The sequence below is a fragment of the Bacillus sp. SRB_8 genome, from assembly GCF_003264205.1.
In the GTDB taxonomy this organism is placed as follows: Bacteria; Bacillota; Bacilli; order Bacillales; family Bacillaceae_G; genus Bacillus_A; species Bacillus_A mycoides.
In genome coordinates, this window is the sequence record NZ_NADT01000069.1 from 318 (window position 1) to 12,470 (window position 12,153).

Consider the following 12,153-nt stretch of genomic DNA (forward strand, 5'->3'; position numbering starts at 1 on the left):
CCGGTCGGGACCGCCATTTTAATAAGGCTCGGTAGCTCAGTCGGTAGAGCAGAGGACTGAAAATCCTCGTGTCGGCGGTTCGATTCCGTCCCGAGCCACCATTTTAATAAAATATGCCGGCTTAGCTCAATTGGTAGAGCAACTGACTTGTAATCAGTAGGTTGGGGGTTCAAGTCCTCTAGCCGGCACCATGTAAGTTTCGGAGGGGTAGCGAAGTGGCTAAACGCGGCGGACTGTAAATCCGCTCCTTCGGGTTCGGCAGTTCGAATCTGCCCCCCTCCACCATTTTACATAGGGGCATAGTTTAAAGGTAGAACTGAGGTCTCCAAAACCTCCAGTGTGGGTTCAATTCCTACTGCCCCTGCCAAATATATAAACACAACATGGCGGTTGTGGCGAAGTGGTTAACGCACCGGATTGTGGCTCCGGCATTCGTGGGTTCAATTCCCATCAGTCGCCCCATTTTTATTTTTTAAAAATTACAAATAAATTAATGGATACTTACATATAATTAAGTAAAACTTCGGTGGGCTATAGCCAAGCGGTAAGGCAACGGACTTTGACTCCGTCATGCGCTGGTTCGAATCCAGCTAGCCCAGCCATTTTTGCGGAAGTAGTTCAGTGGTAGAATACAACCTTGCCAAGGTTGGGGTCGCGGGTTCGAATCCCGTCTTCCGCTCCATTTTAACTTCATATGGCGGCATAGCCAAGTGGTAAGGCAGAGGTCTGCAAAACCTTTACCACCGGTTCAAATCCGGTTGCCGCCTTTCTTTTATGCCGATGTGGCGGAATTGGCAGACGCGCACGACTCAAAATCGTGTTCCTTCGGGAGTGTCGGTTCGACCCCGACCATCGGTATCGGTTAAAAGACGAGTAATCGTCTTTTTTTATTTGTTTTTATCTTCAATTAAACGTGAATATACAGTAATATCAAGCGTTCCTACTTTGTGGGGACGCTTTTTTTGTGTTCAAATTAATGTTAATTTATCGCCTAATAAGTTAATTCTTATAGGTTAACGTAATGCCTTCTAATCGTATGTAGTAAGTTTAATTCACTAAAGGGGGTATTCGCTAATGGCAAGACGTAGCAATGTTTTAGACGATGGAGAGTTAGCTATTATGCGGCGTAAAACAAAATCGTATGTAGAAACGTTTGAGGATGCAGTGAATCTCTTTTTAAAAGATTGCGATATCCGTAATTTAAGACCTTATACGATGCGATATTACCGTAATGAACTTGCGACGTTTTTTAACTTATTAACAGAACAAGATATCGACGTAAAACAATTAAAGCCATATAACGTTACAGAAGAACATATAAAGGAAAATGTCATTCTATATATGCGAAAGTACAAGGGAACAAAGGTTATCTCCATTAATACTCGTTTAAGGGCATTACGTGCTTTTTTTAACTTTCTATATAAAAATAAACACATTCCCAATAACCCTATGGAGAATATTTCTTTATTAAAAGATAGAAAGCCAATCATTCCAACGTTTACTAAACAACAATTGAATCACTTATTCCGGCAACCCGATTTAAAATCATTTACTGGGGTTCGTGATTATACAATTATGATGTTACTTTTAGAAACTGGAATTCGTATCAATGAACTTGTGGGTATTTCATTAGCTGATATTCGTTGGGAGGACAATTTTGTTTGTATTCGCAATGCCAAGACGTATAGAGAACGATTAGTTCCTATACAAAGAGAAATGAAACAACAGATGAAAAAATATATTGCTATTCGGGGTTATGTTGAAACAGATGCATTATTTGTAACAATTGATGGCACTGCTTTAACAAAGAGAGGGATTCAACAGAGAATTGCGATCTATGGCGAAAAAGCACAAATAAAAAATGTCCGTTGTAGTCCACATACCTTCCGTCATACGTTTGCAAAGTTAAGTGTACAACAAGGGGCAAATATATTTGAACTCCAAGCAATTTTGGGGCATACAAGCATGGAAATTGTGAAGACATACGTTAATTTATTTGGGACTGATGTACAAGAGAGTCATAAAAAATTTTCACCATTAAAAGTACTTGAAAAACGAAATTTATAAAAATGTTGAACAAGAAAAAAGCCACCTATTGCAGTAGGTGACTCAAAATTAAAAGTTATATTTTAAAACTAAATACCGGATATTCCGTACATTTAGCACTTGTATTATACCATTTTTGAAAAATGGATAGCAAGGGGCGTAGTTAGTTATTGCCTTTTTACAAGTGTAAGTGCAGGGATTTCCGAACGTGGGAATGACCTAACACCACGATAAACACTTGAACAGGTGAGAACCAGCCAACGTCAGAAAATGGGGTTCGTAGGCACGTTAGAAGCTTTCCTCGTTTGCTTGTGTCTAGTCTATGTGGAGAACGCACATAATCAGTTTGGTGGTTGCTTGGTGTACTACGGTACAGGTAGCAACGAATAAGAAAGATACATTAGGTTCCGAGTAATTAAGGATATGTCAGCAGTATAATTCCTTTCCTAAATTTTTCAGCATGTTGGACAAGCATGACATGTTAAAAGTTCGTTGTAGGTGAAAATCTAGTGTTCAAACGAGGTGATACGATGGAACCTCAGCAAACTCAGTTCAATTCAGTATTAAAGAACGTCTGCTTTTTATAGCACTTAATTTTTTTAAGTGTTGTAAAGGTAGTCATTCTTCTGTCCAATATTTCCTAGACAAATCTAGTTAATTCAGCGAAAAGTAAAACCTAAAGTCAAGTGATTTAACACATTTTAAATACCACTAATTACGGATATTTGTAGAAAAAGTAATTACTTTTAACTAAGAAAGTGGAAAATAAATATAAGGGGAAACAGAGAAATGAAAAGTAGAAAAGAAATGTTACTTGAATTAAAAGATTTTCAAAATGAGAAGTTTAGGTATGAAATAATGGATGAGGAAGCTATATTAGATTTTTGTGTACAGATAACATATGAAATTTTTATAGAGAAAAAACATAAGTATGAACCTGACTTAAAGAGAATCAAGCATTAAATATTTAGAGATGAAAATATAGTATCTGAAAATAACCATGACAAGTGAGTATATTGGTGTGATTTACTTAATAACTGATAAAAAATGATTACTACTAATCAAATTTACATGTCCTATTTTATCCTTTTCCTGCAAGTAAGTATATGTAAGACGAATCTTACAGAACTATAGAGGAAAAGGAGTTTAGGTATGTTATTAAAACGTCCAGTACAAACAAAAATTAACATTATTGATTCAATTATGGGTAGTGGTAAAACTAGTTGGGCAATACAGTTCATGAAGAACGCACCAGCGTATCAAAAATTTATTTACATTACCCCCTTTATAAATGAGGTAGAAAGAATAATTACTTCTGTTAATCGTAACTTTCACCAACCACAAGCTGATTGTAAAGGAGAAACAAAGCTAGAAGATATAAAACGTCTCATCTCAGAAGGTAAAAACATTGTTTCTACACATTCACTTTTTAGAAATATAAATAGTGAAGTCGTTGATTTGTTAGACATGGAGAATTACACGCTAATCCTAGATGAAGTTATGGATGTTATTGAACAAGTAGATGTTTCAAAAGATGACTTAAAAATGCTAACAGAAAACGAGGTAATTGGAGTAGATCAAAACGGTGTTGTTCACTGGAAGCAACTTGATTATAGAAAAGGGTACTTTGAAAAATTGAGGAACCTAGCTTATTCAGGGAACTTAATGATGTATGAAGACAAAGCAAATGAACCGAGTGCAGTATATTGGATCTTCCCTGTGGAAATATTTAAGCGTTTTGAGGAAGTTTTTATTCTGACCTATATGTTTGATGGACAGATTCAACGTGCTTATTTTGATTTATTCGGTCAAGAGTATGTCTTTAAATCAGTTGTAAAGGAAGGTAGTAACTATAAGTTAGCACCATATGTGTCTTTTAAAAATGAAGTCCGTTCACATTTGAAGGAACTGATTAACATCTATTATCTTTCACTTAAAGATAAAAAGGATATGAACAAGATGGGAAATAAGCATAATTATTTTAGTGTGTCTGATTTAAAAAAGAAAACTAAAAATAAGGATACAAAGAAAGTCATTAGAGATAACGCTTATAACTTCTACCGTAATAAATGTAATGTACCTACTACTGAGGTCATGTGGACTACTTTTAAAGAGTTTAAAGATAGCCTCGCACCTATGGGGTTGAAAGAACACTTTGTAAGTGTAAATGCACGTGCTACAAACCAATTCCAACATAAAAGGACATGTATCTATTTAGCTAACATTTATACAAATCCTTTGATAAAACACTTTTTTAATAAGCAAGGTATACAGCTTAATGGTGATTTATTTGCATTATCAGAACTACTTCAATGGCTTTTCCGCAGTCGTATTCGTACAGGAAAATCAATAGATGTTTTTATTCCATCTAAGCGAATGAGAACGTTGTTGGAACAGTACCTCAATAATGAAATTTAATTACTTTCTCTACTTTTATTGCTTAGTAAAGAAACGCTGTAACCCTTGATAACAATGGGTTTCTTGAATGTTTCCTTATAAGAAAGATATAAAAATGTTATAAGTATTAAAAGACAATCCCGAATAACACTACAAGGGATAGCCTAAGCTACCCCTCTTCGTGATTATTCAGGGCATACTTTAATAGCTATATAGAATAGTATTATTTCTAGAAATAGTGGTGAGGGCATTCTTTGCCCGAACACGAGGCGTAGCCGAGGTAGAATAAAAAATCAATAACATGATATAAGTATAGGAGGAAATGGCTTGGAACTAGAACGATATTCTTACAATCCATATAAGAAGAAATACAAAGGGCATTGGCACTATCGCTGTAGACATTGCGACAAAGTTATATATGTTCCTAAAGAATCTGAGGATGGTGGATATTATATTTGGATTTACTGTGACGTATATAGCCCGACAGGTTCAATGTTCTGTTCGAAGGAATGTATAGAAGAAGTTGACCAAGAATATAAGAAAAGACGAGGATGGGCATAATCGCCTATCCTTTTATATTTTATAATCACCATTCGAAGTTCTTTATGATAGATAGTACTGGGTATCAGCAAAGGATGAAGTGTTTAGTTTTAGAAGAACTTCAATTATAAAAGAACTTGTATTAGTTAGGTTAATCCACAACATGATCTTTTCACACAAAAACCCCTTATGATATTGATCTTATAAAAAAATTATCAATCTGATGTCCTATTATGAAATGAAATTGCAAGTACCTATATGTAAGGGCTGATTCAAGCCCTAAAAAAATACTTGGAGGTACTAACAATGAAAACAAACGTTAAGAATGGCACTATTTATTTAGGGGAGTTTGCTACAGATACAGAAACTATTCGATTAGGGGACTGTGATATTTTAGGACTACAAATAAAGACAGAAAGTAATGGAGGTTGGTTTTCTGTACTTGGTGAAACAGATGAAAAAGGAATTGTTAAGCGTTTAATTATAGACCTAGAACCAATTGATGAGAATCCACATGAAGAAGATTATGATAATTGAATAAGAAAAGTGGATTAAAAGGCTAAATTATTTGGAAAGGAAAGGTGTTTATGAATGGTATTGGATTTAACAACGTAAATTTGACAGATAAGGGCGTATATAAAATACTGTATCTAAACAAGGGGGAAGGATTACAACCACACCAGCTAGAAACAATGTTTCCTGTCACAAAGGCAACTATTAGAAGTATTGTAAACGGTAAGAGTAGAAAAGATTGTTATGGCTTGTTTATGAAACTAGCTAAATAGTGACCATAATCTTAATAGTATATGAAACCTCTCAGGTTATTTCTGAGGGGTTTTACTATACATCGTAATTTTATGTGTGAATTCAGTTATGGAATGCACAATCAGTGAAATGTTGAAAAATAGTGTTCAGCCCTTGATACGACCACATTCATTAGAATGGATTAGTTGTGCTTTTCTATGCAATTATCACTTTTTCCACTTCAACGCCCTCTTTATACATTCGTCTCAGAATATTTTTTTCTGCACAGTGGAACAGCCAAAAATAAAGAGAGACCATCAGTATTAGCTGTTAGCCTTCTTTTTAGCCCTAATAAGTGTACTTTTACTAATACCTGTGATTTCCTCCACTTGCTTATATGAGTGGGTTTCTAGTAGCCCTAAAGCGTGTTCTATCTGTTTTTTACTGTATTTATTTGGACGCCCTTCTCTAAAGTCGTCACGCTGTTTAGCAATGGCTTTGCCTTCCTGAGTACGTTCTACAATTAAGTTTCTTTCCATTTCTGCCACTGCTAATAATGTAGTTAAAAAGAACCTTCCCATTGTCGTATCTTCTAATAGTCCCACATTTAAAACATGAACTCTTACACCTTTAGAAAATAGTCCTTTTACGATCTCGATTCCCTCAACAGTGTTTCTTGCTAATCTATCTAGTTTAGTGACAACTAATGTATCACCTTCTTTTAGGATTGAAAGAACTTCTTGTAATTGTGGTCTATCTGATTTAGTTCCTGTAAACTTCTCAGAATAAATCTTGTCACAGCCCTCATTTTCTAATGCTGTTAATTGTACCTCTAATTCCTGTGACACCGTACTTACTCGTGCGTATCCGTATTTCATTATGTATTATCCCCTTTTTTACGGTTCGTTTATGACACTAAGTTATGACACCGATTGATACCTTGATAATACTGCAATGACTTTTCGGTGTCAATACTATTAAGTTATGACACTGTTCATTATAAATAAAATATAAAAAATCGACTTCCAAAATAGGAAACCGATTTTAAAATATCTTATACCATCCAGTATGTTCTTAACTAGGATCTTCAAAAAGCTTCAAATTTTTCATATAATCAATAGCCTTAGTTTTATTCTTTTGCTTAGAGACATATTCTGTTTCGTTTTTAAATCTATAATAGTGATTAAATGTTTCATCTGAGAGAATACCTTCAGAAATTGCTTTTTTAACTGCACAGTTAGGTTCGGTTGTATGAGTGCAGTCAGAGAATTTACATCCTATGGATAATTCTACTATATCTTCAAATCCATTTTCATAGTTTCCTACTGAATCTATTATTGCAGATACTTTTTTATTAGATTTCATTTTATAACTCCCTTACCTATTTTTTTCAATATTCAATATTTTACCATAAAACCAATCCCTTTTTAAACTAAATTATCTGTCAATTTAATTAAGAATAATACACCCCCCAACATTTCTGACTGGGGCTGTTTTGTAACGTAATAACAAGGGATGTGCCCCAATCGAAAAGGACAATCAAAATATAATCCTTGCTGTGGAGGTGAATAGAGGTTCATAATCAACCTCCATTATTAAGACTCATGTAACTGGTAGGGGCACAATGACACTCACTACCACACCACTACACATACAATAGTAGGATATTAACAGTGGTGCTAAGTGCATGGCAACACCAACAGCAATGACAGGATAGCGAGGACACCAGTAGGGAAAGAACAATGAAAGAAGAACAAACAAACGAATAAAGAAAGAACAATTGACAAGCAAGTAATGAACGAGATCAGCGAGGACAATGTGCGGTAACGTTGCGACGCCCTTTAGTTTTATATATTTAGATACCCCACCCTATGGGGGGGCGGGGGTGTCTAGGAGGCGGTCTGCCGTCTGGAAAATATATGCTATGGTTTGCGGAATCTATATGGTATTAAATGGAATTTACCTTCCCATACCTACAACAAGTTAAACTTTTAGTGCGGAAGATTAGGGTTCTACTAAAATTTTTAAATTACTTTTTTAGAAAAAAAAATCAAAGCAAGTTTTATACAATAATTTTTATGTTTATCAGTGTTAACCTGTGCATGTCAGTGTAATCCAGTGAAACCTCGTGTAATCTCGTATTATCTCGTGTAATCTACTAACTTTTAATTATATAAAAATAGGTATTAAAGACGCTGGCGGGGGGGATATTAGTAATAGGACATACTAATAAATTCGATAGGAGTGATTCAATTGACAAGAGATCTATTGACTAAATTGATTAAGAAGGGTGGTAATGGATTTTTATATTGGTATATTTGGAAAGATGGAATGATATTAAAAGTTCATTCTGGTTCTGTTGGAGATATAGGAGAAACAAGAGAAATACAGTTGTCATTATCTGAAAAAGCAAATGAATCAATAGATGAATTAGTTAATCAAAAGATTAAAGAAGGGTTTCGATATATAGAAGAACATGACCTAATTACTCTTTTAGTGGAATATAACTATAAAAAAGATAAAATCCAAGAAACATACAAAAAAAGACATTACATGCAAGATATAATTGATGAAAGTTTATTTTGGACTGGGAACGGCGATTGTGATGGTGGAGGAATGGGAATGGCGGTTGCCCAAATTTTTAATTATGTACTAGATGTTAAAAAGGCTGCAAAAGAAATTATTAAGGAACTTGAAAATGAAAACTTGGTTGAGGGGGTAAAAATCTCCTATCTTAATCACTTAAATGGTCAATATATCACTTTGTACCCTAGTTGATTAGAACAATAACCATGAAAAGAGTATTGAGATCACTCAATACTCTCTTTTTATTATACGGGGAAGGATAGTAATAGTGACGAGGTAAATATTGTAGAAAGTGGTCAACCGCAAGTCATTAAGCTGTATGGCTGGAAAAGGGGTACATGGGTGGGGCGACCCCTCTCATATGGTCGGTCTGATGTCCAAACAAAATACACTATATTTTTAAAACCTTTCCATGCACAATAGCGTGTTGCTGAGGGCGATTCTAACGAAATTAACTTTTACTTGATAGGGGGCTACCCTATAATTAAACTAACGGGGCAGTTTAGTGAAACAAGCTGAAGAAAAAAATACGAAAGAGGTAGCTTTCTATGAAGGATATACTAAAAGGCTTTTTGGAGGAACCGTGGTGGGTCATCACGAATAACTTGGCAGAATTTCTTAATGATGAACTAAATAGGGAGTTATCTACAAATCACATTCTCTACGGAAAAAAGGCTGTTGCAGTAGCAAAGAGAGAAGATAATGACGATGTGATTTATTGGATTATTGAATTAGAAAAATATGCAATTGTGCATTTAACTTATACTAAGGAAACCTCATCCGAGTATCCGAAGACACAGTTATTTACATTAAAGGAATTAGAAAAACACTGCAAAGAGGTAGCAGAATTTTATTAAGCTAACGGAGTCTTTACTTCAAGAGGGTGTACCTTGCCATTTGTTAATAATAAGTAGCCATTTTGATAAAAATAATTTTGCGATGGTTTCTAAAAACTTTTTAGGAGGTCTTGCTGCGATGACAGAAAATGAGAAGAAACTGATTCAACAGATATATGTAAAGGTATGTGAAATGGAAAAGAAAGTGAATAGCATAGGCGATGGTTTAGATGAGTTAAATGGTAGGGAAACCTCAACCTCAGTAGAAAGTAAGTTGGACGATTTAAAGAATGTACATAAAGGATTACAAGCCACATTCGAACAGGGCTTTGCTGACGTGCATAAAGGATTAAGTGATATTAGTGAGATAAACAAGAACAGAAAATCAGCAAGGGAAATCGTTGAGGGCATCGCTGGGAATGGAAAATAAAAGGCGTTTTTATAAGTTGAGAAAAAACAAATGGAAAAGTTATGTGAAAGTGTTTATTCTTTATTTCATTATATTGATCCTATATGCTGTATTGTTTGAGTCTGGTAAAGAGTATATGGAGGTAAGAATGGATAATGTTCTTCTACCTCAATTATATTTAGCTGTAGGGCGTACGCTGTTGGGTTTGTCGATATGGCTTCTTCCGGATAAGTTAGGTATTAAGATTCATTTTATTTGTAAAATTCTTATATATGTCATTACGATGATACCAGTGTTTATCTTTTTAGATGTGTTGGGTTTGTTATAGTAGTAGAGTTTGATACTTCCACCCCTATTTGACTGAAAATAAAAGTAAGGGTATGACCTATCTTTACACATATCTCGGCTGAACCCCAAATGAAGACAGAAAAGGAATCCAGTTCTTTATAGAACAGATTCCTAATGTCCGCTAATGCTTGTTGCGTGATTTTGTTCCATTGCTACACACCCGAATATACCTGACCTTCATTTTTCGGATTAGAAAAGCCTTTATACCAAGCCCTCATTTTGCTAAAGTGTTGCGTATTCTACTGTTTCGTTCCGTTTTCCTTCTAGCTGACTTTCTACATACGTCAGAACAATATCGCAGTCGTAAATTAGTAGTTTTAAATATCCTCTTACATTAGGGGTAGCTGGTGACAAAGGAATAAGCAAAGTCACTACACTAGCAAAGGGGGCAAAGTTTTCTACAGGAATCTCTTCTGTTGCGAATAAATTAGCGTTGACAGATCGCTTTGCATTTGCAGGTACTAGTGGCTTTGGTAGCAATCAGATAAAAACCTTTGAAGCTTTACAAGAAGCCCGTGATACATTTATGTTTTCCAAAACTGGTGGAAGAAGTAGGGTCAAAGATGTACAAGAAGTCATACAAGATTATGCTGAGAAAGTTCTTGATAGAGTAAATGTAAAAAATGATTATCCCGATTCGTATACAGCATCTCAAAAATTGCGTGCAGAACTTAAAGAAGCAGGAATTGAACCACCACCGTATCCTAACGCGGCACATCATATTGTACCTTGGAATGATGGTAGGGCGGCACAGGTACAAGAACTATTAGAAGAGTTTGGAATACATCATGATTCTGCTGCTAATGGGGTATTTTTACCATATAAAGTGAACGATTATGTAACTACTGAAGCATTACATATAGGTAATCATAGTCCAGAGTATATAAGAGAAGTATACAGAGTATTAAGCGAAGTTAAACGCTTTGGGGGTAATCAAGCAGATGCAGTTGCAGCTTTGCAGAATATAAGAGAAAGGTTATTGGACGGTAGTTTAAAACTAAATCAACCTAAATAATCTTAATTGTTTTACCAATTGAATTATAAAGGAGTAAAAGGTATGAAAATTTGGCAATTAAAAAGTTTATTTGATAACTATAAATCTTTTCAACTATTAAATTTGAAAGAAGACCGTAAAAAATATTTCGATGAAAAAATTGATTTGGCAATAAAGCTATCTGATTCATGGGGAGAAATTCTTGTTGAATGTGTAGAAGGAGATAACCATAGTGATTGTCCTATGTTCTGGGGGGAACTTGGCACGCCAATGGTTAGTAGAAAAGCAAAAGAGGTATTAGAACCTCTAATTTGTAATAATGTTGAGTTCCTTCCGCTAACCCATGATGTTACAGGTGAAGTTTATTACCTAATAAACGTTTTAAATACAATTGATGCAATTGACTACAATAAAGCAGTTTTTGAAAAACTAAGTACAGGATTAATAATAGGTTTCGAAAAATACGCATTTTTACCTAATATAGTTGAGGGGCAGATAATATTTAAAACCTATTTAAATCAAAGATTACACTCCTCTACTGTTTTAGTGTCTGACGAATTTAGAAATGTAGTTTTAGAGAGTGATTTAGAAGGTTTTGAATTTGTAGAGGTATGGGATTCAGAGGCAAATATGTAAAAGAAAGTCCTAAAATAACTGATAGAGGTTGAAGCAATGGTTTACATTAACTAGACACTTACAAGATGGAGATAGTGCAGAAATAACTTGGTCTATACCCAATATAATACCCATCCTAAAGGAGAATAAATACACTTAGAAAGAGGTTTTTATATGTGGGAAAATATGATTTTGGAAATTGGAGATATACTGAAAAGTGTTAATTATAAGCTGAATACACCCGCAACGGATACTGAAGTTCATAGATTAAGAGAACACGTAAAAGAGAAATTTAATGTCGATTTACCGAGTGAATTTGAGGAGTTTATTAAAAACGTAAATGGTTTAGATTTTGGTGGACTAGTTATTTATGGAGTTGACTCTTCTTTACTAGAAACAGAAAGAAACGAACCGATTTGTGGATTTATAGACACGAATGGGATTTGGTATGAAAATGAATTTCAAAAAGAGTATCTTTTCTTTGGAGATTCAAGTATTGCTTGGTTTTGTAAAAACCTATCTGACGGTACTTACTTAGAACCTGATAAACCATCGGGAACAGTGATGAAAACATATAATGATTTCAATACAATGCTAGAAGAAGCATTGAAAACAGCCCTTTTGTAATAAGGAGGACT

12 protein-coding genes, 9 tRNA genes and 1 pseudogene are annotated in these 12,153 nt (G+C 34.7%); 20 read left to right on the forward strand and 2 right to left on the reverse strand.

Annotation, left to right across the window (positions count from 1 at the left end; genetic code table 11):
* Positions 1 to 25: 25 nt before the first annotated feature.
* From B5P40_RS30605 to B5P40_RS30665, 14 genes are all read left to right on the forward strand, one after another.
* A tRNA-Phe gene (locus B5P40_RS30605) sits at positions 26 to 101 on the forward strand.
* Positions 102 to 115: 14 nt separating this feature from the next.
* Positions 116 to 191: transfer RNA gene (locus B5P40_RS30610), tRNA-Thr, on the forward strand.
* Between the two features lie 10 nt (positions 192 to 201).
* A tRNA-Tyr gene (locus B5P40_RS30615) sits at positions 202 to 285 on the forward strand.
* Between the two features lie 8 nt (positions 286 to 293).
* Positions 294 to 367: transfer RNA gene (locus B5P40_RS30620), tRNA-Trp, on the forward strand.
* A 19-nt stretch (positions 368 to 386) separates the two neighbouring features.
* Positions 387 to 462 (forward strand) — tRNA-His (locus B5P40_RS30625).
* A 65-nt stretch (positions 463 to 527) separates the two neighbouring features.
* A tRNA-Gln gene (locus B5P40_RS30630) sits at positions 528 to 602 on the forward strand.
* A gap of 5 nt (positions 603 to 607) precedes the next feature.
* Positions 608 to 682, forward strand: a tRNA-Gly gene (locus tag B5P40_RS30635).
* A gap of 14 nt (positions 683 to 696) precedes the next feature.
* Positions 697 to 767: transfer RNA gene (locus B5P40_RS30640), tRNA-Cys, on the forward strand.
* A gap of 9 nt (positions 768 to 776) precedes the next feature.
* Positions 777 to 858: transfer RNA gene (locus tag B5P40_RS30645), tRNA-Leu, on the forward strand.
* A 216-nt stretch (positions 859 to 1,074) separates the two neighbouring features.
* On the forward strand, positions 1,075 to 2,067 hold the full coding sequence (locus B5P40_RS30650; RefSeq protein ID WP_113710454.1) for a tyrosine-type recombinase/integrase: 993 nt from the start codon (positions 1,075 to 1,077) through the stop codon (positions 2,065 to 2,067).
* A gap of 768 nt (positions 2,068 to 2,835) precedes the next feature.
* The gene (locus B5P40_RS33020; protein ID WP_181462975.1) at positions 2,836 to 3,009 is read left to right on the forward strand and encodes a hypothetical protein; all 174 of its coding nucleotides are present in this window, start codon (positions 2,836 to 2,838) and stop codon (positions 3,007 to 3,009) included.
* A gap of 189 nt (positions 3,010 to 3,198) precedes the next feature.
* The gene (locus B5P40_RS30655; RefSeq protein WP_113710455.1) at positions 3,199 to 4,464 is read left to right on the forward strand and encodes a DEAD/DEAH box helicase family protein; all 1,266 of its coding nucleotides are present in this window, start codon (positions 3,199 to 3,201) and stop codon (positions 4,462 to 4,464) included.
* Between the two features lie 306 nt (positions 4,465 to 4,770).
* The gene (locus B5P40_RS30660; RefSeq protein WP_113710456.1) at positions 4,771 to 5,004 is read left to right on the forward strand and encodes a hypothetical protein; all 234 of its coding nucleotides are present in this window, start codon (positions 4,771 to 4,773) and stop codon (positions 5,002 to 5,004) included.
* A 285-nt stretch (positions 5,005 to 5,289) separates the two neighbouring features.
* Positions 5,290 to 5,520, forward strand: a complete 231-nt coding sequence (locus tag B5P40_RS30665; RefSeq protein WP_113710457.1) for a hypothetical protein — start codon at positions 5,290 to 5,292, stop codon at positions 5,518 to 5,520.
* 530 nt (positions 5,521 to 6,050) lie between these two features.
* Here the strand turns inward: B5P40_RS30665 and B5P40_RS30675 are convergent.
* Together B5P40_RS30675 and B5P40_RS30680 are read right to left on the reverse strand one after the other, a co-directional pair.
* On the reverse strand, positions 6,051 to 6,605 hold the full coding sequence (locus tag B5P40_RS30675; RefSeq protein ID WP_113710459.1) for a recombinase family protein: 555 nt from the start codon (positions 6,603 to 6,605) through the stop codon (positions 6,051 to 6,053).
* Between the two features lie 196 nt (positions 6,606 to 6,801).
* On the reverse strand, positions 6,802 to 7,092 hold the full coding sequence (locus B5P40_RS30680; protein ID WP_113710460.1) for a hypothetical protein: 291 nt from the start codon (positions 7,090 to 7,092) through the stop codon (positions 6,802 to 6,804).
* An 888-nt stretch (positions 7,093 to 7,980) separates the two neighbouring features.
* Between B5P40_RS30680 and B5P40_RS30685 the strand changes: the two genes are divergently transcribed.
* The 6 genes and pseudogenes from B5P40_RS30685 to B5P40_RS30720 all read left to right on the forward strand — a co-directional run bounded on the left by B5P40_RS30685 (position 7,981) and on the right by B5P40_RS30720 (position 12,142).
* Positions 7,981 to 8,505: a hypothetical protein gene (locus tag B5P40_RS30685; RefSeq protein ID WP_113710461.1), complete on the forward strand. Its 525-nt coding sequence runs from the start codon at positions 7,981 to 7,983 to the stop codon at positions 8,503 to 8,505.
* A gap of 356 nt (positions 8,506 to 8,861) precedes the next feature.
* Positions 8,862 to 9,170: a hypothetical protein gene (locus B5P40_RS30690; protein ID WP_113710462.1), complete on the forward strand. Its 309-nt coding sequence runs from the start codon at positions 8,862 to 8,864 to the stop codon at positions 9,168 to 9,170.
* A gap of 118 nt (positions 9,171 to 9,288) precedes the next feature.
* Positions 9,289 to 9,579, forward strand: coding sequence for a chromosome segregation protein SMC (locus tag B5P40_RS30695; protein ID WP_113710463.1), 291 nt, complete (start codon positions 9,289 to 9,291; stop codon positions 9,577 to 9,579).
* Between the two features lie 655 nt (positions 9,580 to 10,234).
* A pseudogene (locus tag B5P40_RS30705) lies at positions 10,235 to 10,921 on the forward strand (AHH domain-containing protein); the annotation flags it as partial.
* A gap of 42 nt (positions 10,922 to 10,963) precedes the next feature.
* Positions 10,964 to 11,536 (forward strand): imm11 family protein, encoded by a 573-nt coding sequence (locus B5P40_RS30710; protein WP_002138281.1) that lies wholly within the window; start codon positions 10,964 to 10,966, stop codon positions 11,534 to 11,536.
* A gap of 153 nt (positions 11,537 to 11,689) precedes the next feature.
* Complete coding sequence (locus tag B5P40_RS30720) at positions 11,690 to 12,142, forward strand: YrhA family protein (protein ID WP_113710466.1); 453 nt, start codon at positions 11,690 to 11,692, stop codon at positions 12,140 to 12,142.
* The last annotated feature ends 11 nt before the right edge of the window (positions 12,143 to 12,153 follow it).

Bases quoted from the DNA above. Each gene is read 5' to 3' on its own strand.
- B5P40_RS30650 (WP_113710454.1), top strand. From the start codon at position 1,075: ATGGCAAGACGTAGCAATGTTTTAGACGATGGAGAGTTAGCTATTATG.
- B5P40_RS33020 (WP_181462975.1), top strand. From the start codon at position 2,836: ATGAAAAGTAGAAAAGAAATGTTACTTGAATTAAAAGATTTTCAAAAT.
- B5P40_RS30655 (WP_113710455.1), top strand. From the start codon at position 3,199: ATGTTATTAAAACGTCCAGTACAAACAAAAATTAACATTATTGATTCA.
- B5P40_RS30665 (WP_113710457.1), top strand. From the start codon at position 5,290: ATGAAAACAAACGTTAAGAATGGCACTATTTATTTAGGGGAGTTTGCT.
- B5P40_RS30675 (WP_113710459.1), bottom strand. From the start codon at position 6,605: ATGAAATACGGATACGCACGAGTAAGTACGGTGTCACAGGAATTAGAG.
- B5P40_RS30680 (WP_113710460.1), bottom strand. From the start codon at position 7,092: ATGAAATCTAATAAAAAAGTATCTGCAATAATAGATTCAGTAGGAAAC.
- B5P40_RS30690 (WP_113710462.1), top strand. From the start codon at position 8,862: ATGAAGGATATACTAAAAGGCTTTTTGGAGGAACCGTGGTGGGTCATC.
- B5P40_RS30695 (WP_113710463.1), top strand. From the start codon at position 9,289: ATGACAGAAAATGAGAAGAAACTGATTCAACAGATATATGTAAAGGTA.
- B5P40_RS30710 (WP_002138281.1), top strand. From the start codon at position 10,964: ATGAAAATTTGGCAATTAAAAAGTTTATTTGATAACTATAAATCTTTT.
- B5P40_RS30720 (WP_113710466.1), top strand. From the start codon at position 11,690: ATGTGGGAAAATATGATTTTGGAAATTGGAGATATACTGAAAAGTGTT.